At 44.7% G+C, this 17,017-nt stretch carries 29 protein-coding genes and 1 pseudogene; 27 read left to right on the top strand and 3 right to left on the bottom strand.

Annotated elements, in window-relative coordinates; translation table 11 throughout:
* Positions 1 to 2: 2 nt before the first annotated feature.
* The 3 genes from F894_RS13290 to F894_RS13280 all read right to left on the bottom strand — a co-directional run bounded on the left by F894_RS13290 (position 3) and on the right by F894_RS13280 (position 3,689).
* Positions 3 to 764: a globin domain-containing protein gene (locus F894_RS13290; protein WP_005101211.1), complete on the bottom strand. Its 762-nt coding sequence runs from the start codon at positions 762 to 764 to the stop codon at positions 3 to 5.
* A gap of 153 nt (positions 765 to 917) precedes the next feature.
* Positions 918 to 2,468 carry a helicase HerA-like domain-containing protein gene (locus tag F894_RS13285; protein ID WP_005248209.1) on the bottom strand — a complete coding sequence of 517 codons (1,551 nt, stop codon included), beginning with the start codon at positions 2,466 to 2,468 and terminating at the stop codon, positions 918 to 920.
* A gap of 18 nt (positions 2,469 to 2,486) precedes the next feature.
* A complete protein-coding gene (locus F894_RS13280) occupies positions 2,487 to 3,689 on the bottom strand; it encodes a PLP-dependent transferase (RefSeq protein WP_005248207.1) in 1,203 nt (400 codons plus the stop codon).
* A gap of 163 nt (positions 3,690 to 3,852) precedes the next feature.
* Here F894_RS13280 and F894_RS13275 point away from each other — a divergent pair, with 163 nt between their 5' ends.
* The 27 genes and pseudogenes from F894_RS13275 (at position 3,853) to rpsD (ending at position 17,005) form a co-directional block, all read left to right on the top strand.
* Complete coding sequence (locus F894_RS13275) at positions 3,853 to 4,587, top strand: type 1 glutamine amidotransferase (RefSeq protein ID WP_005108602.1); 735 nt, start codon at positions 3,853 to 3,855, stop codon at positions 4,585 to 4,587.
* A 272-nt stretch (positions 4,588 to 4,859) separates the two neighbouring features.
* The gene (gene rpsJ, locus F894_RS13270) at positions 4,860 to 5,171 is read left to right on the top strand and encodes a 30S ribosomal protein S10 (RefSeq protein ID WP_000070912.1); all 312 of its coding nucleotides are present in this window, start codon (positions 4,860 to 4,862) and stop codon (positions 5,169 to 5,171) included.
* A 60-nt stretch (positions 5,172 to 5,231) separates the two neighbouring features.
* A complete protein-coding gene (gene rplC / locus F894_RS13265; protein WP_004645054.1) occupies positions 5,232 to 5,870 on the top strand; it encodes a 50S ribosomal protein L3 in 639 nt (212 codons plus the stop codon).
* A gap of 11 nt (positions 5,871 to 5,881) precedes the next feature.
* Positions 5,882 to 6,484, top strand: a complete 603-nt coding sequence (gene rplD, locus F894_RS13260; protein WP_004281511.1) for a 50S ribosomal protein L4 — start codon at positions 5,882 to 5,884, stop codon at positions 6,482 to 6,484.
* Positions 6,481 to 6,801, top strand: a complete 321-nt coding sequence (gene rplW / locus F894_RS13255; RefSeq protein ID WP_004281510.1) for a 50S ribosomal protein L23 — start codon at positions 6,481 to 6,483, stop codon at positions 6,799 to 6,801. The genes rplD and rplW overlap by 4 nt, the downstream gene beginning before the upstream one ends.
* Positions 6,802 to 6,812: 11 nt before the next feature.
* Positions 6,813 to 7,637 (top strand): 50S ribosomal protein L2, encoded by an 825-nt coding sequence (gene rplB, locus F894_RS13250; protein ID WP_004281509.1) that lies wholly within the window; start codon positions 6,813 to 6,815, stop codon positions 7,635 to 7,637.
* A gap of 19 nt (positions 7,638 to 7,656) precedes the next feature.
* Positions 7,657 to 7,932: a 30S ribosomal protein S19 gene (rpsS, locus tag F894_RS13245; protein WP_004281508.1), complete on the top strand. Its 276-nt coding sequence runs from the start codon at positions 7,657 to 7,659 to the stop codon at positions 7,930 to 7,932.
* An 11-nt stretch (positions 7,933 to 7,943) separates the two neighbouring features.
* Entirely contained in the window at positions 7,944 to 8,273 is a 330-nt protein-coding gene (gene rplV, locus F894_RS13240; protein ID WP_001982638.1) for a 50S ribosomal protein L22, read from the top strand.
* Between the two features lies 1 nt (position 8,274).
* A pseudogene (rpsC, locus tag F894_RS13235) lies at positions 8,275 to 9,091 on the top strand (30S ribosomal protein S3).
* Positions 9,031 to 9,444, top strand: a complete 414-nt coding sequence (gene rplP, locus F894_RS13230) for a 50S ribosomal protein L16 (RefSeq protein ID WP_004281506.1) — start codon at positions 9,031 to 9,033, stop codon at positions 9,442 to 9,444. Before rpsC ends, rplP begins: the two are co-directional and overlap by 61 nt.
* Positions 9,444 to 9,641 carry a 50S ribosomal protein L29 gene (rpmC, locus tag F894_RS13225; protein ID WP_004281505.1) on the top strand — a complete coding sequence of 66 codons (198 nt, stop codon included), beginning with the start codon at positions 9,444 to 9,446 and terminating at the stop codon, positions 9,639 to 9,641. The genes rplP and rpmC overlap by 1 nt, the downstream gene beginning before the upstream one ends.
* On the top strand, positions 9,638 to 9,895 hold the full coding sequence (gene rpsQ / locus F894_RS13220; protein WP_004281504.1) for a 30S ribosomal protein S17: 258 nt from the start codon (positions 9,638 to 9,640) through the stop codon (positions 9,893 to 9,895). Before rpmC ends, rpsQ begins: the two co-directional genes overlap by 4 nt.
* A gap of 91 nt (positions 9,896 to 9,986) precedes the next feature.
* Entirely contained in the window at positions 9,987 to 10,355 is a 369-nt protein-coding gene (gene rplN / locus F894_RS13215; RefSeq protein ID WP_004281503.1) for a 50S ribosomal protein L14, read from the top strand.
* 9 nt (positions 10,356 to 10,364) lie between these two features.
* On the top strand, positions 10,365 to 10,682 hold the full coding sequence (gene rplX / locus F894_RS13210; RefSeq protein ID WP_004281502.1) for a 50S ribosomal protein L24: 318 nt from the start codon (positions 10,365 to 10,367) through the stop codon (positions 10,680 to 10,682).
* Positions 10,683 to 10,698: 16 nt separating this feature from the next.
* The gene (rplE, locus tag F894_RS13205; protein WP_004645057.1) at positions 10,699 to 11,235 is read left to right on the top strand and encodes a 50S ribosomal protein L5; all 537 of its coding nucleotides are present in this window, start codon (positions 10,699 to 10,701) and stop codon (positions 11,233 to 11,235) included.
* Positions 11,236 to 11,244: 9 nt separating this feature from the next.
* Positions 11,245 to 11,550, top strand: a complete 306-nt coding sequence (gene rpsN, locus F894_RS13200; protein WP_004732275.1) for a 30S ribosomal protein S14 — start codon at positions 11,245 to 11,247, stop codon at positions 11,548 to 11,550.
* Between the two features lie 12 nt (positions 11,551 to 11,562).
* Positions 11,563 to 11,958, top strand: coding sequence for a 30S ribosomal protein S8 (gene rpsH / locus F894_RS13195; protein ID WP_004281499.1), 396 nt, complete (start codon positions 11,563 to 11,565; stop codon positions 11,956 to 11,958).
* A gap of 13 nt (positions 11,959 to 11,971) precedes the next feature.
* On the top strand, positions 11,972 to 12,505 hold the full coding sequence (rplF, locus tag F894_RS13190; RefSeq protein ID WP_004645059.1) for a 50S ribosomal protein L6: 534 nt from the start codon (positions 11,972 to 11,974) through the stop codon (positions 12,503 to 12,505).
* A gap of 14 nt (positions 12,506 to 12,519) precedes the next feature.
* Positions 12,520 to 12,870, top strand: coding sequence for a 50S ribosomal protein L18 (gene rplR / locus F894_RS13185; RefSeq protein ID WP_004281497.1), 351 nt, complete (start codon positions 12,520 to 12,522; stop codon positions 12,868 to 12,870).
* A 2-nt stretch (positions 12,871 to 12,872) separates the two neighbouring features.
* Complete coding sequence (rpsE, locus tag F894_RS13180; RefSeq protein ID WP_004281496.1) at positions 12,873 to 13,370, top strand: 30S ribosomal protein S5; 498 nt, start codon at positions 12,873 to 12,875, stop codon at positions 13,368 to 13,370.
* 6 nt (positions 13,371 to 13,376) lie between these two features.
* Entirely contained in the window at positions 13,377 to 13,553 is a 177-nt protein-coding gene (gene rpmD, locus F894_RS13175) for a 50S ribosomal protein L30 (RefSeq protein ID WP_004281495.1), read from the top strand.
* 3 nt (positions 13,554 to 13,556) lie between these two features.
* Entirely contained in the window at positions 13,557 to 13,997 is a 441-nt protein-coding gene (rplO, locus tag F894_RS13170) for a 50S ribosomal protein L15 (RefSeq protein WP_005248206.1), read from the top strand.
* A gap of 45 nt (positions 13,998 to 14,042) precedes the next feature.
* Positions 14,043 to 15,362 carry a preprotein translocase subunit SecY gene (gene secY, locus F894_RS13165; RefSeq protein ID WP_171054339.1) on the top strand — a complete coding sequence of 440 codons (1,320 nt, stop codon included), beginning with the start codon at positions 14,043 to 14,045 and terminating at the stop codon, positions 15,360 to 15,362.
* A 19-nt stretch (positions 15,363 to 15,381) separates the two neighbouring features.
* Complete coding sequence (gene rpmJ / locus F894_RS14990) at positions 15,382 to 15,498, top strand: 50S ribosomal protein L36 (protein WP_000867907.1); 117 nt, start codon at positions 15,382 to 15,384, stop codon at positions 15,496 to 15,498.
* Positions 15,499 to 15,603: 105 nt separating this feature from the next.
* Positions 15,604 to 15,960 (top strand): 30S ribosomal protein S13, encoded by a 357-nt coding sequence (rpsM, locus tag F894_RS13160; RefSeq protein ID WP_004281492.1) that lies wholly within the window; start codon positions 15,604 to 15,606, stop codon positions 15,958 to 15,960.
* Between the two features lie 19 nt (positions 15,961 to 15,979).
* Positions 15,980 to 16,366 carry a 30S ribosomal protein S11 gene (gene rpsK, locus F894_RS13155; RefSeq protein ID WP_004281491.1) on the top strand — a complete coding sequence of 129 codons (387 nt, stop codon included), beginning with the start codon at positions 15,980 to 15,982 and terminating at the stop codon, positions 16,364 to 16,366.
* Between the two features lie 12 nt (positions 16,367 to 16,378).
* The gene (gene rpsD / locus F894_RS13150; protein WP_004281490.1) at positions 16,379 to 17,005 is read left to right on the top strand and encodes a 30S ribosomal protein S4; all 627 of its coding nucleotides are present in this window, start codon (positions 16,379 to 16,381) and stop codon (positions 17,003 to 17,005) included.
* Positions 17,006 to 17,017 lie beyond the last annotated feature (12 nt).

The raw sequence follows: 17,017 nt of genomic DNA, 5'->3' as shown, positions 1-17,017 counted from the left end.
AATTAAAGCTTGAGCGGGGCAGACACTTCAACTACATCACCAACTTTGTAGTGGTCGATCAGTGTCTGTGCAACCGAGAATGCGGTTGGATTTTCTTCCGCTTTCACAGTAATTTGATATTGCTCGTTTTGAGCCTGATCAAAGCTAAACTGTTGTGGTTGACGAATGTGCTGTTCAGGCACCTGTACACGTACTGAAATATGTTCACCCGCTTCAGCACTTGCAATCGCTGCACCATCTTTAGCTTTAAGTGTAAAGATTTTACCTGCATCGGTATCATTGACTGCTGCTACTTCAAATTCGCGCCAGCCCGCCCAGCCACCATTTTCAGAAGCTAGAGTGGCATATTTAGATTTTTCCACACCAATCAAAATATCTGCCAGTTGCATATACGCTTCTTTCCAGGCTGCAATCAGGTCTGAGTCCATGGGTACATCTAAAACTTCGCTGATCGAGTGCAACAGGTTCTCACCGACAATCGCATATTGATCCGGTTGAATATCCAGGCTGACATGTTTAGTGGTAATGCGTTCGATGGCTTTGGCCAAAACGCCCGGATTGGTAATGTTTTCAGCATAGGCAAGTACTGCGGCAGCCAAGGCACGTGGTTGACGGCCAGTACTTTGATGATCCATGTTGAAGGTGTTTTTCAACTCTGGATGGTTGTTCAGCATGCGGTTATAGAAATACGTAGTAAGTGCTACGCCGTTTTCACGTAAAACAGGAACAGTCGCTTGTACAAGTTCAATATGTTGTGGAGTCATGAGAGCTGTCTACAGATGTTTTTTAAAAGATGTATTTAAATTACATCTTTTAAAATAGCTTTACAATAGCGCATAGTCATAAAACCATAAAAAAATTATGGGATATAAGAATATCCCATAAAAAGTGTGATGATGATCGGAAAAGGAGGGGGATTATTTGCGGCCAAACAGCGAACCTAGTAAGCCGCGCACAATTTTCTGCCCAGTACTCCCGCCCAGGCTACGGGCAGCACTTTTGGCAAAGGTGCCGACAATATCCTGAGTCAGTTTTTCTCGTTGCTTGGCTGCGCGTTCAGCTTCTTTTTGCTGTTCTCGTGCCAGACGTTCCTGTTCTTTAATTTGCTGCTTGGCAGGAGCTTCCTGTTCCTTGCTTTGCTGTTTGGCAAGTTCGGCGGCCTGAGCCTGTTGCTGGCGTTCTGCGACCTTGTTTTGCAGCATTTCATGGGCGCTATCCCGATCGACTGGCTGCTCATAAATACCGGCGACAATACTTTGCTGCATGAGAGCCTTGCGTTCTTCAAGCGAGATCGGTGTAAAGGATGAATGCGGCGGCATGACCCAGCCACGCTCTACTATTTGCGGAATGCCTTTTTCATCCAGGCAGCTAATTAGGGCTTCACCGACAGCAAGTTCGGTAATCACCTGATCGACTTTAAATTCAGGATTGGCTCGGAAAGTCTCTGCTGCGGTTTTCACTGCTTTTTGATCTTTGGGAGTGAAAGCCCGCAAAGCATGTTGAACCCGATTGCCGAGCTGGCCTAAGACACTTTCCGGCAAGTCCAACGGATTTTGCGTGACAAAATAAATCCCTACACCTTTCGAGCGAATTAGACGCACCACCTGCTCAATTTTTTCTTGCAGGGCAGGGCTGGCATTATCAAATAAGAGATGGGCCTCATCAAAGAAAAACACCAGTTTAGGTTTGTCCAGATCGCCGACTTCGGGAAGCTGTTCAAACAGCTCGGAGAGCATCCAGAGTAAGAACGTGGCATATAGCTTAGGCGTATTCATCAGCTTGTCAGCCGCCAACAAATTGATATTGCCACGTCCTTGACTATCCGTCTGCAAAAAGTCCATCAGATCCAGCGCCGGCTCGCCAAAAAACTGGTCACCGCCTTGATCAGCCAGTGCCAACAAGTTGCGTTGAATCGCACCAAGACTGGCGGGAGATAAATTGCCATATTCAGCTTTAAAGTCAGCCGCATGCTCAGAGACATAACTCAGCATGGCTTTCAGATCTTTAAAGTCGATCAGCAATAAACCCTGATCATCAGCAATCCGAAATACTGCGGAAAGCACACCTTCCTGGGTGTCATTCAGATTCAGCATTTGCGCTAGCAGCAGTGGACCAATTTCAGAAATAGTAGTGCGAATCGGATGACCCTGTTCGCCAAATAAATCCCAAAACACCACCGGTGATGCTGTAAAAGGAATGGACTCGATATTGAGACTTTTAATCCGTTCATCAAATTTTGGGTTGCTTTCACCTGCTTTGGCCAGGCTGGACACATCGCCTTTAGCATCGGCGAGGAAAACAGGCACACCAATTCGAGAAAAGCTCTCCGCCAATACTTTTAAAGTCACAGTCTTTCCGGTACCAGTGGCACCTGCAATCAAGCCATGTCGATTGGCAAGTTGGGAATGCAGCACAATATCCTGCGTGGTATCCGTGGTTTTTTTAGCAATAACAATTGGTGTACCCATAGCTGTTCCTGTTATTTATTATTCATTTTTAAGTTTTTTCATTTGTTCTAGTGCATGCTGAATATCTTGAATCAAATCTTCCGGATGTTCCAGTCCAATACAGAAACGAACCAGCAAGCCGTCTTTTAAGTGTGAATGTTCCAGCACACGCATGTCTTTTAAGTTATATAGCATGACCAGACTGACAGGGCCACCCCAACTAAAGCCTAGCTTAAACAGTTTTAAACTATCACAGAAATTTCGGATATCTTGCATGGCGTATGTGCTGTCAAAGATTACGCTGACCAGGCCGGCACTATCACCTTGCTTGCAAATTTCTTTCCAGTACTGATGGCCTGCGCTGTCCGGATCAGCAGGATGCAGCACCTGTACAAACTCGGTTTGCTGTTTAAGCCATTCCAGTAAGGTCAGCGCACTGTTGGATTGATGTTGATATCGCAGTTGCATCGAAGCCAGACTGCGTTGTACCTGTGCCACATCATCACCAGAAACACTAATGCCCTGAATGGCATGTGCACGGAACAGTTTGTGATGCAAAACCTTATCTCGCGTAACCACTGAGCCCATCAGGATATCCCCCCCGCCGCTTGGATATTTGGTCAGTGCATGTACCGTCATATCTACACTTAAATGCTCTTCACCAAAATCAAAGGCATTAAAAGCCAGACCTGCGCCCCAGGTATTATCCAGTGCCGTCAGAATATGATGTGCCTGGGCTTTTTTCACCAAACCAACCAGATCCGGAAACTCTAAGGTGACTGAGCCAGCAGCCTCGAGCCAGATCAGTTTGGCTTTATCTGTAGGCTGAAACGTATCAAGCTCTATGGGATTGTAGAATTTAACCGTAATTCCATAACGCTTTTCCAGATTGCGTAAATGCTCCATGTTTGGACCATAGATATTGTCAGCCACCCAAACCTCATCGCCCTGGCTTAAAAAGCAAGAATTCACGAGATTAATCGCGGATAAACCACTCGGTGCGAGCAGGTGATATAAACCACCTTCGAGTTGTGCGATGTTATCGCCCAGCGTAAAGGTCGTAGGCGTGCCATGCGTGCCATAACTATAATCATAGTCATCGGTCCAATGGCGATTAAACAGGGCATCGGTATTGTTAAAGATAATGGTCGATGCACGATAGAGGGGAGGTTGAATGGTGGAAATCGCTTGAGGAGCCTTTCGTGGTGCATGAATCAGGCGAGTTTGAGAGTCTTGTTTCACGGGAATGCGCTCAAATGTAATCAAATATTACTCTAGCTTAAGAGAATCTGTGACTCACTGCCAGTTACGTTGTGAATTGTTTAAAAACAACAAGTCTTATAAAAAGTTGGCTTCATTTTTGCAAAACCTAAATCTATATAGCTAAAAAAATAGGTTGAGGAGCATGAAGTCGCATTTAAAAGTGCATTATTTTCAGCATATTGCTGGTGAAGGTTTTGGTAGTTGTTATGAATTTTTAAAGCAGCATCAGGCGCACATTACCGCGACTGAATTTTTTGCTTTACCCGTGGATCGGCCGCTGGAGATCGAGGCGCTGCCTGCAGTGGAAGAGGTGGATTTGCTGATCATTATGGGGGGAACCATGAGTGTGAATGATGAAGCAAATTTCCCTTGGTTAAAAATAGAAAAACGCTGGTTGCGTCGCTATCTTTCGCATGGTAAACCGGCAATTGGCCTGTGTCTGGGTGGGCAGTTGATTGCAAATGCTTTGGGTGCAGGTGTTAGTCGCAATCCAGAACAAGAATTGGGGTGGACCACGGTGCACAGAGTGGCGAATCTACCAGAGACGTGTTTTAGCCTGCCGGAGCAGTTTAATATTCTGCAATGGCACAATGAAACATTTGAATTGCCTAAAGGTGCAGTCCATCTGGCAGAAAATGAAGCCTGTCGTAATCAGATGTACCAGTTGGGCAGAAATGTATTGGGCTTCCAGTTTCATCCTGAAATCACGCCGGAAACCCTGGCATTGTTTTTGGAAAATGAAGAAGAGCTTGCGCAATTTTCAGGAAAATATGTGCAAAATTTATTTGAATTAAAAAAAACCACGAAGCAAAAATTTATTGAAGGAAATCAGATGTTAAATCGTGCTATAGAATATGTTTTGGCAAAAACTGCCTAATATTTAAACAATAAACTATTGTTTTAAGTCATAAATTGAAAACTTGGATAAAACCATAAAAGAGATTTGCTTATGCATTAAACAATGGCTATAATAAGCGACCCTTCAATAGGAAGGGGGTTAACTGCGAATAAAGTAGTTAACTATCGTTACAGTCGTGGCATCGATCATGACCTTAGTGATATTTCACTGCTCTTGACACTTGCCCATATAAAGTGGGGTGAGATGCGTCAAGAGTGATTCTTTATATATTTGGCTTGGAGTTTACTGGTATGTCTAACCAGAGAATTCGTATCCGTCTTAAGTCTTTTGATCATCGCCTGATTGATCAATCAGCTCAAGAAATCGTAGAAACCGCAAAACGTACTGGCGCACAAGTGTGTGGTCCAATTCCAATGCCAACACGCATTGAACGTTTTAACGTTTTAACATCACCACACGTAAACAAAGACGCGCGTGACCAGTACGAAATCCGTACTTACAAGCGTTTGATCGACATCGTTCAACCTACAGACAAAACTGTAGATGCATTGATGAAGTTAGATCTTGCAGCTGGTGTTGATGTTCAGATCGCATTGGGTTAAGGCTTTCGGGTTAATTAACACTCTAAGTTAATTAGGCCGCTTTTTTAGAGGTTTATGCACATGGCTATTGGTTTAGTCGGTCGCAAGTGCGGTATGACACGTATCTTTACAGATGCTGGTGTTTCTGTGCCTGTTACAGTGATTGAGGTTGATCCTAACCGCATCACTCAAATCAAAACGCTTGAAACTGATGGTTATCAAGCGATTCAAATCACTACTGGTGAACGTCGCGAATCTCGCGTAACTAACGCTCAGAAAGGCCACTTCGCGAAAGCGGGTGTTGCAGCTGGTCGTCTAGTTCAAGAATTCCGTGCTACAGAAGCTGATCTTGAAGGTCGTGAAGTTGGTGGTACGCTTACCGTTGAATTGTTCCAAGTTGGTCAAGTTGTTGACGTAACTGGTCAATCTAAAGGTAAAGGTTTCCAAGGTGGTGTTAAGCGTTGGAACTTCCGTACGCAAGATGCAACTCACGGTAACTCAGTTTCTCACCGTGTTTTAGGTTCTACTGGTCAAAACCAGACTCCTGGTCGCGTATTCAAAGGCAAAAAAATGGCTGGCCATTTAGGTGCTGAACGCGTAACTACACAGGGTCTTGAGATCGTTGCTATCGACACAGAACGTTCAGTTCTAGTTGTTAAAGGCGCGGTTCCTGGTGCTACTGGTGGCGACGTAATCGTTCGTCCTACGATCAAGGCCTGAGGGGAAATAACGTGAATTTAAATACTGTTTCCGGCTCTGCTGTTGAATTATCAGAAGTTGCGTTCGGTCGTGAATTTAATGAAGCTCTTGTTCACCAAGTGGTTACAGCTTATTTAGCTGGTGGCCGTCAAGGTTCAAAAGCTCAGAAATCACGTGCAGACGTTTCTGGCGGTGGTCGCAAGCCATTCCGTCAAAAAGGTACTGGCCGCGCTCGTGCTGGTTCTATTCGTAGCCCAATCTGGGTTGGCGGTGGTAAAACTTTTGCTGCTCGTCCACAAGACTGGTCTCAAAAAGTAAACCGTAAAATGTACCGCGGTGCTATGCAATGCATCCTAGCTGAACTTGTTCGTCAAGATCGCTTAGTTTTAGTTGAAGAGTTTGCTGTTGCAGCTCCAAAAACTAAAGAATTGCTTGCAAAACTTAACGACTTGAATGCGACTCGCGCATTGATCGTTACTGATGCTGTTGATGAGAACCTGTATCTTGCTGCGCGCAACATTCCACACGTTGATGTGGTTGATGCTGCTGCAATCGATCCGGTTAGCTTGATTGCGTTCGACAAAGTTGTTATGTCTGTAGCTGCTGCTAAGAAAATTGAGGTAGAACTCGGATGAACAACGAACGTATCTATCAAGTCCTGCAAGGACCTGTATTCTCAGAAAAAGCACAAGTTTTAGGTGAAACTGCTGGTGTTCAAGTGTTTAAAGTTGCATTAAATGCAAACAAGCTTGAAATCAAAAAAGCAGTGGAACAACTCTTTGGTGTGGAAGTTGTTAAAGTTAACACGACTATCACTAAAGGTAAGTCTAAACGCTTTGGTAAAACATTAGGACGTCGTTCTGATGTTAAAAAAGCATACGTCACCCTGAAAGCTGGCCAAGATGTTGAAATGGCTGACTTGGGCGATACCGCTGAAAGCACAGCGGAATAAGGACGAGAATTATGCCTATTCAAAAATGTAAGCCAACGTCTCCAGGACGTCGCTTTGTAGAGAAAGTGGTTCACGATCACCTTCACAAAGGCGCACCATACTCTCCGTTGGTTGAAGCTAAAAAACGTACTGGCGGCCGTAATAACAACGGTCACATCACGACTCGTCACGTTGGTGGCGGTCACAAGCAGCACTACCGTCTAGTTGACTTTAAACGTAACAAAGATGGTATTCCTGCAACTGTAGAGCGTATCGAATACGATCCTAACCGTACTGCACACATTGCACTTGTATTGTATGCTGACGGTGAGCGTCGTTATATCATCGCTCCTAAAGGCCTTCGCGCTGGCGATAAAGTACAGTCTGGTAACGATGCTCCAATTCGTCCAGGTAACTGCTTGCCGCTTCGCAACATGCCTATCGGTTCTACTCTTCACAACATCGAACTTAAAATCGGTAAAGGCGCGCAGTTAGCTCGTTCAGCTGGTACTTCAGTTCAGCTGTTGGGTCGTGACGGTTCTTACGCTATCGTTCGTCTGCGTTCAGGCGAGATGCGTAAAATTCACGTTGAATGCCGTGCTGTGTTAGGTGAAGTATCTAACTCAGAAAGCAACCTTCGTTCACTAGGTAAAGCTGGTGCATCACGCTGGCGTGGTGTTCGTCCTACCGTTCGTGGTATGGCGATGAACCCAGTTGACCATCCACATGGTGGTGGTGAAGGGCGTAACAAAGGTATTCAACCTGTAAGCCCATGGGGTCAAAAAGCTAAAGGGTACAAGACACGTACCAATAAGCGTACGACTAAGATGATTATTCGCGACCGTCGCGTTAAGTAACAAGTAAAGGAATCTGACAATGCCTCGTTCTCTGAAAAAAGGCCCATTCGTCGATGCGCACTTGTTCGCTAAGGTTGAAGCGGCTATCGCGGCTAATAACCGTAAGCCGATCAAAACTTGGTCGCGTCGTTCGATGATCCTCCCGGATTTTGTTGGTTTAACAATTTCTGTACACAATGGCCGTAACCACGTTCCTGTGATCGTTTCTGAGCACATGGTTGGTCACAAGCTTGGTGAATTTGCACCAACTCGTACCTATCGCGGTCACGGTGTTGACAAGAAATCTAAACGTTAATGGGTGCTATGATGGAAGTAACTGCTAAATTACGCGGTGCCGCTATCTCGGCACAAAAAGCTCGTTTGGTTGCAGATCTTATCCGCGGCAAATCTGTTGCGCACGCTCTTAACATCCTTAACTTCAGCAACAAAAAAGCTGCAGTTCTAGTTAAGAAAGCGTTGGAATCTGCGATTGCAAACGCTGAACACAATAACAGTTTAGATGTAGACGACCTTAAAGTTTCTACGATCTACGTTGATGAAGGCATGAGCCTGAAACGTATTATGCCACGTGCTAAAGGCCGTGCAGATCGTATTACTAAGCGTACTTGTCACATCACCGTTAAGGTAGGGGTTTGATATGGGTCAGAAGGTTCATCCAATCGGTATCCGCCTAGGTGTTGTGAAACGTCATAACGCTAACTGGTATGCGAATCCGAAACAATACGCTGAATACTTGCTTAAAGATCTTCAAGTTCGTGAGTTTTTGATCAAAAAACTTAAAAACGCGATGATCAGCAACATTCTTATCGAACGCCCTACAGGCGCTGCTAAAGTAACTATTAGCACTGCTCGTCCAGGTATCGTAATCGGTAAAAAAGGCGAAGATATTGAGAAACTACAACGCGAATTGACATCTATCATGGGTGTTCCTGCGCAAGTAAGTATCAATGAAATTGATCGTCCAGACTTAGACGCGCGTCTAGTTGCTGAAGCTATCGCTTCTCAATTAGAAAAACGTGTAATGTTCCGTCGTGCTATGAAGCGTGCGGTACAAAACACAATGCGTGCTGGTGCTAAAGGTATCAAAGTAGAAGTTTCAGGCCGTTTAGGTGGTGCTGAGATTGCTCGTACTGAGTGGTATCGTGAAGGTCGTGTACCTCTACATACGCTTCGTGCAGATATCGACTATGCGACTATGCGTGCTGAGACTACTTACGGTACGATCGGTGTTAAAGTTTGGATCTTCCGTGGTGAGATCTTGGGCGGCATGAAACAAGTCATGAACCCAGCTCCAGCAGAAGAGCGTCCAGCTAAACGCGGTCGTGGTCGTGGTGAAGGTCAAGAGCGTCGTGGTCGTCGCAATGATCGTTCTGCTGAAAAAGGAGAATAATCCATGTTGCAACCTAAGCGTACTAAATTCCGTAAAGTGCAGAAAGGCCGTAACACTGGTCTAGCACACCGCGGTAGCACAGTATCTTTCGGTACTATTGCACTTAAATCAGTTGAACGTGGTCAAATGACTGCGCGTCAAATTGAAGCAGCGCGTCGTACAATTAGCCGTCGTATTAAGCGTGGTGGTAAGATCTTTATCCGTGTATTCCCGGACAAACCGATTACTTCTAAGCCTCTTGAAGTGCGTATGGGTAAAGGTAAAGGTTCTGTGGAATATTGGGTTTGCCAAATCAAACCAGGTAAAGTCTTGTACGAAATTGATGGTGTTAACGAAGAATTGGCTCGCGAAGCGTTTACGCTTGCAGCAGCTAAACTTCCGTTTAAAACCGCTATCGTGACTCGGACGGTAATGTAATGAAAACTAAAGATCTACGTGAAAAGTCGGTAGAAGAGTTGACAGCTTTGCTTGATGAGCAACAGCTTAACCAATTCCGTCTTCGTATGGCGAAAGCAACTGGTCAATTGGGTAAATCGCATGAAGTTGCACTTACTCGTCAGACTATTGCTCGTATTAAGACCCTCCTTACCGAAAAACAGGGGAACGGACAATGAGTGATAAAACAGTCCGCACGTTAACTGGCAAAGTTGTAAGCGACAAGATGGATAAATCTATCGTTGTTCTTATTGAACGCCAAGTTCAACACCCGTTGTATGGCAAATTAATCCGCCGTTCAACAAAATTACATGCTCATGATGAGAACAACACAGCGAAAGCTGGTGATGTTGTAACCATTAAAGAAAGCCGCCCAATTTCTAAAACTAAGTCTTGGACTCTAGTTGAAGTTGTTGAAGCAGCTGCTGAGTAATTAACGTTCTTGTTGCATCATCGGTCAATTTCGAGTACTCTTTGAGCCTTTCGAAATTTCGACCGGTGTTGCTCGGTTTTGGAGTAGGGCAATGATTCAGACCGAAACTATGCTCGACGTAGCAGACAACAGTGGTGCACGCCGCGTACAATGTATTAAAGTACTTGGTGGCTCGCATCGTCGTTATGCTTCTGTTGGCGACATTATTAAAGTTACTGTAAAAGAAGCAATTCCACGCGCACGTGTTAAAAAAGGTGACGTGATGAATGCGGTTGTGGTTCGTACAAAATTCGGTATCCGTCGTGCAGACGGTTCAGTGATTCGTTTCGACGATAACGCTGCTGTTATTTTGAACAACAACAAAGCGCCGATTGCAACTCGTATTTTCGGACCAGTGACTCGTGAACTTCGTACTGAACAGTTCATGAAAATTATTTCATTGGCTCCTGAAGTTCTATAAGAGGCGATCATGGCTAAGATTAAAAAAGGCGATCAAGTAATTGTGATCGCAGGTAAAGAAAAAGGCAAACAGGGTACTGTTCTGTCTGTTTCTAATGACCGTGTTAAGGTTGAAGGCCTTAACTTGGTGAAGAAGCATCAGAAGCCGAACCGTGCTACAGGCGCTGAAGGTAGCGTTGTAACTCAGGAAGCTTCGCTTCATATTTCAAACGTGGCAGTTTTTAATGCTACAACCCAAAAGGCTGACCGTGTTGGTTACCAAGTGATTGATGGCGTGAAAACTCGCGTATTCAAATCAAATGGTGAATCAGTGGCGGTAGCGAAGTAATAGGTTGATATAGGCCATGGCCAGACTTAAAACACGTTACAACGACGAACTTAAAGCTCAATTACAAGAAGTATTGGGCGTTAAGAATGTGATGGAGATTCCTCGCATCACTAAAATCACGATCAACATGGGTGTTGGCGCAGCTGCTGCTGACAAAAAACTCCTTGATGGTGCTCTTTCAGATATGCAAGCTATCGCTGGTCAAAAACCAGTACTTACGTTAGCTCGTAAATCAATCGCTGGTTTTAAAATCCGTGATGGTTGGCCGATTGGTTGTAAAGTTACTTTACGCGGCGAACGTATGTACGAATTCTTGGACCGTTTGATCTCGATTGCGATCCCTCGTATCCGTGACTTCCGTGGTTTCTCTGCGAAATCATTCGACGGTCGTGGTAACTACTCAATGGGTCTTAAGGAACAAATCATGTTCCCTGAAATCGATTTTGACAAGATTGATCGTATTCGTGGTATGGATATTACCATTACTACGACTGCTCGCACCGATGACGAAGGCCGTGCGCTTATGCGTGCATTCGGCTTCCCGTTCAAATAAGAGGTCGATATGGCTAAGAAAGGTATGATTAATCGCGAATTGAAACGCGAAGCTACTGTTGCTAAATACGCTGCAAAACGTGCTGAATTAAAAGCTGTTATTGCAAACGTAAATGCATCAGACGAAGAACGTTTCGAAGCGATGATGAAATTACAAGCATTACCACGTAATGCATCTCCAGTACGTCTACGTAACCGTTGTGGTTTAACTGGTCGTCCTCATGGTTACTTCCGTAAGTTCGGTTTAAGCCGTAACAAATTACGTGAAACAGTAATGCAAGGTGATGTACCTGGCGTTGTTAAGGCAAGCTGGTAAGGAGCACTATAGATGAGTATGCAAGATACCGTTGCCGACATGCTAACACGTGTTCGTAACGCACAAATGGCAAAGAAACAAACTGTTTCTATGCCTAATTCTAAGTTGAAAGTAGCAATTGCTAACTTACTTCAACAAGAAGGTTATATTTCAAACGTAGAAGTTGCGGATGCTGAAGGCAAACCAACTCTTACTTTGACTTTAAAGTATTTCGAAGGCAAACCAGTTATCGAAACTGTGAAGCGCGTAAGCCGTCCAGGTCTACGTCAGTATCGCGGTAAAGATGCACTTCCTAGCGTTAAGCAAGGTTTAGGTATTGCAATTGTTTCTACAAGCAAAGGCATCATGACTGATCGCGCTGCACGTGCTGCAGGCGTTGGTGGTGAAGTTATTGCTTTTGTTTCTTAATAGGTGATTCCTCATGTCTCGTGTGGCTAAAGCCCCAGTAACTGTACCTAACGGTGTAACAGTTACTCAGAACGGCCGGCAGGTCGAAGTGAAAGGCACTAAAGGTACATTGTCTTTCAACCTGCATGCGCTGGTCGAGCTTAAACAGGAAGACGGTATTCTAGCTATTGCTCCAGTACAAGAGTCGAAAGACGCTTGGATGCAAGCTGGTACTGCTCGCGCTGTGCTTAACAACCTTGTAAAAGGTGTTAGCGAAGGTTTCGAACGTAAGTTACAGCTTATCGGTGTTGGTTATAAAGCTGCGGTTAAAGGTGACGTTGTTCATCTTAACCTTGGTTTCTCTCACCCGATCGATTATGCACTTCCTGCAGGTGTAACTGCTGAAACTCCAACTGCAACTGAAATCATTCTTAAATCTGCTGATAAAGCAGCTTTAGGACAGGTTGCTGCAGATATCCGTGGTTACCGTCCACCAGAGCCATATAAAGGCAAAGGTGTTCGTTATTCTGACGAAGTTGTACTTCGTAAAGAAGCTAAGAAGAAATAAGGCGCGAGGTTCTTATGAACGAAAAGAAACAATCCCGTTTGCGTCGTGCGAAAAGCACACGCTTGCACATCCGTGCATTGGGTGCGACTCGTTTGTGTGTAAACCGCACTCCGCGTCACATCTATGCTCAAGTTATCTCTGCAGATGGTGGCAAAGTATTAGCGCAAGCTTCTACTTTAGACGCTACTCTACGTGCGGGTACAACTGGTAACGTTGAAGCAGCTCAAAAAGTAGGTGCTTTAATCGCAGAACGCGCTAAAGCAGCTGGTGTTACTAAAGTTGCATTTGACCGTTCTGGTTTTAAATATCATGGTCGTATCAAAGCCTTGGCTGATGCTGCTCGTGAAAACGGCTTGGAGTTCTAATCATGGCTAAAGTTGAACAAAACGAAGGTCTTGTTGAAAAGCTGGTTGCCGTTGATCGTGTAGCCAAAGTTGTTAAGGGTGGTCGTATCTTCTCTTTCACAGCATTAACTGTTGTGGGTGATGGTAATGGTCGCGTAGGTTTTGGTCGTGGTAAAGCACGTGAAGTTCCAGCTGCTATCTCTAAAGCACTTGAAGCTGCTCGTCGCAATATGATTACTGTTGACCTTGTTGATGGTACGTTACAGCACCCAATTCATGCACGTCACGGCGCTAGCCGCGTATTCATGCAGCCTGCCTCTGAAGGTACAGGTGTAATTGCTGGTGGCGCTATGCGTGCAGTTCTAGAAGCTGTAGGCGTACGTAACGTGTTGACTAAATGCCGTGGTTCTACTAACGCTGCTAACGTAGTAAACGCAACTTTCAATGGTTTGCGTGATATGACTACTCCTGAAAAGGTTGCTGCGAAACGTGGTCTTTCAGTAGAACAAATTCAAGGGTAATCAATCATGAAAACGATTAAAGTTACCCAGACTAAATCTGCATCGCACCGCTTGAAAAATCACAAGCTTAGCCTGCAAGGTTTAGGTCTGCGTCGTATTGGTCATACTGTAGAAGTGTTAGACACACCTTCTAACCGTGGTATGATCAACCAAGTCTACTATATGGTTAGTGTAGAGGAATAAGCCATGACTCTGCGTTTAAATACAATTGCACCTGCAGAAGGTGCTAAACGTGACAACCTTCGTTTAGGCCGTGGTATCGGTTCTGGCGTTGGTAAGACCGGTGGCCGTGGTGTCAAAGGTCAAAACTCACGTAAGAGCGGTGGTACTCGTCCAGGTTTCGAAGGCGGTCAAACAGCACTTTATCGTCGTTTGCCTAAATTCGGCTTCACTAGCCAATTGGCTTTGAAAACTGCTGAAGTACGTTTATCTGAGCTTGCTAAAGTTGAAGGCGACATCGTGTCTCTTGAAACTTTAAAAGCTGCGAACGTTGTACGTAAAGACATGATCCGTGCTCGTATCGTACTTTCTGGTGAAATTACTCGTGCATTCACTGTTAAAGGTGTTGCATTGACTAAAGGCGCTAAAGCTGCTGTTGAAGCTGCTGGCGGCAAAGTCGAGGAGTAATCCCCAGTGTCTATGACTCCTAGTTCTTCAGGTCATGTCAACATGATGAAAGGCCAACCATTTCATGTGAAATACCGTGAAATTATTCGTCGAATGATGTTTCTCATTGGTGCGTTGTTGGTGTTTCGACTAGGAGCGCATATTCCAGTACCAGGCATCAATAATGCTGCGTTAGAAAACTTGTTTAATGCAAACCAAGGTACCATCCTTGGTTTGTTTAACATGTTCTCTGGTGGGGCATTAGAACGAATGTCTATTCTTGCTCTCGGGATCATGCCATACATCTCTGCATCGATTATCGTGCAGTTAATGTCAACAGTGGTTCCTTCGCTGGAAGCTTTAAAGAAAGAAGGCGAGCAAGGCAAACGTAAAATTAATCAATATACACGACAAGGTACATTATTCTTAGCGCTGGTACAGGCGATAGGTATGTGTGCAGGCCTGATCAGTCAGGGGATTACCCTGAATACTGGTTTGGCTTTTTATGTTCCTGCAGTAACCTCACTGGTTGCGGGGACCATGTTCTTGATGTGGTTGGGTGAACAGATTACCGAGCGTGGGGTGGGGAATGGTATTTCCATGATCATCTTCGCGGGTATTGTTGCCGGATTGCCTAATCTGATTATGCAATCTTTCTCATCTGTAGATAATGGCCAAACCAGCCTGATTGGCTTGGTAATTTTTGGTTTGTTGTCTCTGGGTGTTTTGGCGGCGATCGTGTTTATCGAGAAAGCGCAGCGTCGTATTCCGGTAAACTATGCTCAAAAACAACAAGGTCGTCGTGTATTTACTGCACAGCAGACACATTTGCCATTAAAAATTAATATGGCGGGTGTGATTCCGGCAATTTTTGCCAGCTCATTGCTTTTGTTCCCTGCGAGCTTAGGTCAGTGGGTGGGTAGTGCAGATCCAAATGCTGGATTTATTAAGCGTAGCCTGCAAGATGTCGCATTGGTATTGTCGCCTGGTCAGCCGTTGTATTTGGTGCTCTTTGGTGCGTTAATTATCTTTTTCTGTTACTTCTATACAGCACTGGTATTTAGTCCTAAAGAAGTGTCAGAGAACTTGAAACGCAGCGGAGCTTACGTGCCTGGTATACGTCCAGGTGAGCAAACTGCTCGTTACTTAGATCATATTCTCAATCGTTTGACCTTTATTGGCGCGATTTACATCGCAGTCATTTGTTTGATGCCGATGGTATTGCAAAGTTCATTTGGTATTCCATTCTATTTGGGTGGTACCTCTTTGCTGATTGTTGTGGTGGTAGTGATGGACTTTATGGCTCAGCTGCAATCACACCTCACTTCGCACCAATACGATAATCAAACGTTAATGAGAAAAACGACTGCTCATCCTAAGGGATAAGCGCACTTGAGGTTTCATCATGAAAGTACAAGCTTCTGTTAAGAAAATTTGTGGTAGCTGTAAAGTTATCCGTCGTAATGGGGTTATCCGCGTAATTTGTAGCGCAGAACCTCGTCATAAGCAGCGTCAAGGTTAATCTGATTAAGACCTGTTGATTTCTGTAGGCGAATTAGGTTATTATCCGCCCCTCAAGATTTTTGTGGGGCGGTTGATTATCTACTGCCTTTTTGGAGAAAATTGAATGGCTCGTATTGCCGGTGTAAACATTCCGGATAACAAGCACGCTGTTATCTCTCTAACGTATATCTTTGGTATTGGTCGCCATACTTCAAAAGCTATCTTAGCTGCTGCTGGTATTGCTCCAACTACTAAGATCCGTGAATTAGATGACGCTCAGCTTGATGCGATTCGTGCAGAAGTTGCTAAGGTTCCGACCGAAGGTGATTTACGTCGCGAAATTTCCATGAACATTAAACGTTTAATGGATTTAGGCTGCTACCGCGGTCTTCGTCATCGTCGCAGCTTGCCTGTCCGCGGTCAACGCACCAAAACTAACGCTCGTACCCGTAAAGGTCCGCGCAAACCTATTAAGAAATAAGATTTCTGGAAGCTAAAAGATGGCTAAAGATACTCGCGCACGCAAGAAGGTCACTCGTACCGTCTCTGAAGGTGTCGCACACATTCACGCTTCTTTTAATAACACCATTGTGACTATTACCGATCGTCAAGGTAATGCACTGGCTTGGGCCACTTCAGGTGGACAAGGCTTCCGTGGATCACGTAAATCAACTCCGTTCGCTGCTCAGGTGGCTGCTGAAGTTGCTGGTAAAGCTGCTTTAGACTACGGTTTGAAAAACTTGGACGTCCTTGTAAAAGGTCCTGGTCCTGGTCGTGAATCTGCGGTTCGTGCTTTAGGTGCAGTGGGTTATAAAATTAACAGCATTACCGATGTGACGCCAATCCCGCACAACGGTTGCCGTCCACCTAAAAAACGTCGCGTGTAAGGAGAAACATTCATGGCTCGTTATATTGGTCCAAAATGCAAACTCTCTCGTCGCGAAGGGACAGACCTGCAACTTAAATCAGGCGTTAAACCGTTTGATGTTAAGACAAAAAAACATGCGAAAGTTCCTGGCCAACACGGCGGGGCTCGTGGTGGTAAACAATCTGAGTACTCACTACAATTACGTGAAAAACAAAAAGTACGTCGCATGTACGGTGTTTTAGAGCGTCAATTTAGTAATTACTATAAAGAAGCTGCTCGTGTTAAAGGCGCAACTGGTGAAAACCTGTTGAAGCTACTTGAAAGCCGTCTTGATAACGTTGTTTATCGTATGGGTTTCGGTTCTACTCGTGCAGAAGCTCGTCAGTTAGTATCTCACCGTAGCATCACTTTGAATGGCCGTCGTGTTAACATTGCGTCTATCCAAGTTAAAGCGGGTGATGTGATCGCAGTTCACGAAGGCGCTAAGCAACAATTACGTATCAAAAACGCAATTGAATTAGCTACTCAACGTGGCATGCCTTCTTGGATGGAAATTGACCATTCTAAATTAGAAGGTACGTTCAAAGCTGCACCGGATCGTTCTGATTTACCTGCTGAAATCAACGAAAGCTTGATTGTAGAATTGTATTCTAAATAATCCTTGAGGAAG

This window comes from Acinetobacter sp. CIP 51.11 (assembly GCF_000369665.1).
Taxonomy (GTDB): domain Bacteria; phylum Pseudomonadota; class Gammaproteobacteria; order Pseudomonadales; family Moraxellaceae; genus Acinetobacter; species Acinetobacter lwoffii_S.
Note: the sequence above shows the minus strand (reverse complement) of the source record. Positions and strands in the feature narration are given on the sequence as shown.

What these genes read in the sequence shown, in the direction of transcription:
- F894_RS13290 (WP_005101211.1), bottom strand. Translation starts at nt 764, where the DNA reads ATGACTCCACAACATATTGAACTTGTACAAGCGACTGTTCCTGTTTTA.
- F894_RS13285 (WP_005248209.1), bottom strand. Translation starts at nt 2,468, where the DNA reads ATGGGTACACCAATTGTTATTGCTAAAAAAACCACGGATACCACGCAG.
- F894_RS13275 (WP_005108602.1), top strand. Translation starts at nt 3,853, where the DNA reads ATGAAGTCGCATTTAAAAGTGCATTATTTTCAGCATATTGCTGGTGAA.
- rpsJ (WP_000070912.1), top strand. Translation starts at nt 4,860, where the DNA reads ATGTCTAACCAGAGAATTCGTATCCGTCTTAAGTCTTTTGATCATCGC.
- rplC (WP_004645054.1), top strand. Translation starts at nt 5,232, where the DNA reads ATGGCTATTGGTTTAGTCGGTCGCAAGTGCGGTATGACACGTATCTTT.
- rplW (WP_004281510.1), top strand. Translation starts at nt 6,481, where the DNA reads ATGAACAACGAACGTATCTATCAAGTCCTGCAAGGACCTGTATTCTCA.
- rplB (WP_004281509.1), top strand. Translation starts at nt 6,813, where the DNA reads ATGCCTATTCAAAAATGTAAGCCAACGTCTCCAGGACGTCGCTTTGTA.
- rpsS (WP_004281508.1), top strand. Translation starts at nt 7,657, where the DNA reads ATGCCTCGTTCTCTGAAAAAAGGCCCATTCGTCGATGCGCACTTGTTC.
- rplV (WP_001982638.1), top strand. Translation starts at nt 7,944, where the DNA reads ATGGAAGTAACTGCTAAATTACGCGGTGCCGCTATCTCGGCACAAAAA.
- rplP (WP_004281506.1), top strand. Translation starts at nt 9,031, where the DNA reads ATGTTGCAACCTAAGCGTACTAAATTCCGTAAAGTGCAGAAAGGCCGT.
- rpmC (WP_004281505.1), top strand. Translation starts at nt 9,444, where the DNA reads ATGAAAACTAAAGATCTACGTGAAAAGTCGGTAGAAGAGTTGACAGCT.
- rpsQ (WP_004281504.1), top strand. Translation starts at nt 9,638, where the DNA reads ATGAGTGATAAAACAGTCCGCACGTTAACTGGCAAAGTTGTAAGCGAC.
- rplN (WP_004281503.1), top strand. Translation starts at nt 9,987, where the DNA reads ATGATTCAGACCGAAACTATGCTCGACGTAGCAGACAACAGTGGTGCA.
- rplX (WP_004281502.1), top strand. Translation starts at nt 10,365, where the DNA reads ATGGCTAAGATTAAAAAAGGCGATCAAGTAATTGTGATCGCAGGTAAA.
- rplE (WP_004645057.1), top strand. Translation starts at nt 10,699, where the DNA reads ATGGCCAGACTTAAAACACGTTACAACGACGAACTTAAAGCTCAATTA.
- rpsN (WP_004732275.1), top strand. Translation starts at nt 11,245, where the DNA reads ATGGCTAAGAAAGGTATGATTAATCGCGAATTGAAACGCGAAGCTACT.
- rpsH (WP_004281499.1), top strand. Translation starts at nt 11,563, where the DNA reads ATGAGTATGCAAGATACCGTTGCCGACATGCTAACACGTGTTCGTAAC.
- rplF (WP_004645059.1), top strand. Translation starts at nt 11,972, where the DNA reads ATGTCTCGTGTGGCTAAAGCCCCAGTAACTGTACCTAACGGTGTAACA.
- rplR (WP_004281497.1), top strand. Translation starts at nt 12,520, where the DNA reads ATGAACGAAAAGAAACAATCCCGTTTGCGTCGTGCGAAAAGCACACGC.
- rpsE (WP_004281496.1), top strand. Translation starts at nt 12,873, where the DNA reads ATGGCTAAAGTTGAACAAAACGAAGGTCTTGTTGAAAAGCTGGTTGCC.
- rpmD (WP_004281495.1), top strand. Translation starts at nt 13,377, where the DNA reads ATGAAAACGATTAAAGTTACCCAGACTAAATCTGCATCGCACCGCTTG.
- rplO (WP_005248206.1), top strand. Translation starts at nt 13,557, where the DNA reads ATGACTCTGCGTTTAAATACAATTGCACCTGCAGAAGGTGCTAAACGT.
- secY (WP_171054339.1), top strand. Translation starts at nt 14,043, where the DNA reads ATGAAAGGCCAACCATTTCATGTGAAATACCGTGAAATTATTCGTCGA.
- rpmJ (WP_000867907.1), top strand. Translation starts at nt 15,382, where the DNA reads ATGAAAGTACAAGCTTCTGTTAAGAAAATTTGTGGTAGCTGTAAAGTT.
- rpsM (WP_004281492.1), top strand. Translation starts at nt 15,604, where the DNA reads ATGGCTCGTATTGCCGGTGTAAACATTCCGGATAACAAGCACGCTGTT.
- rpsK (WP_004281491.1), top strand. Translation starts at nt 15,980, where the DNA reads ATGGCTAAAGATACTCGCGCACGCAAGAAGGTCACTCGTACCGTCTCT.
- rpsD (WP_004281490.1), top strand. Translation starts at nt 16,379, where the DNA reads ATGGCTCGTTATATTGGTCCAAAATGCAAACTCTCTCGTCGCGAAGGG.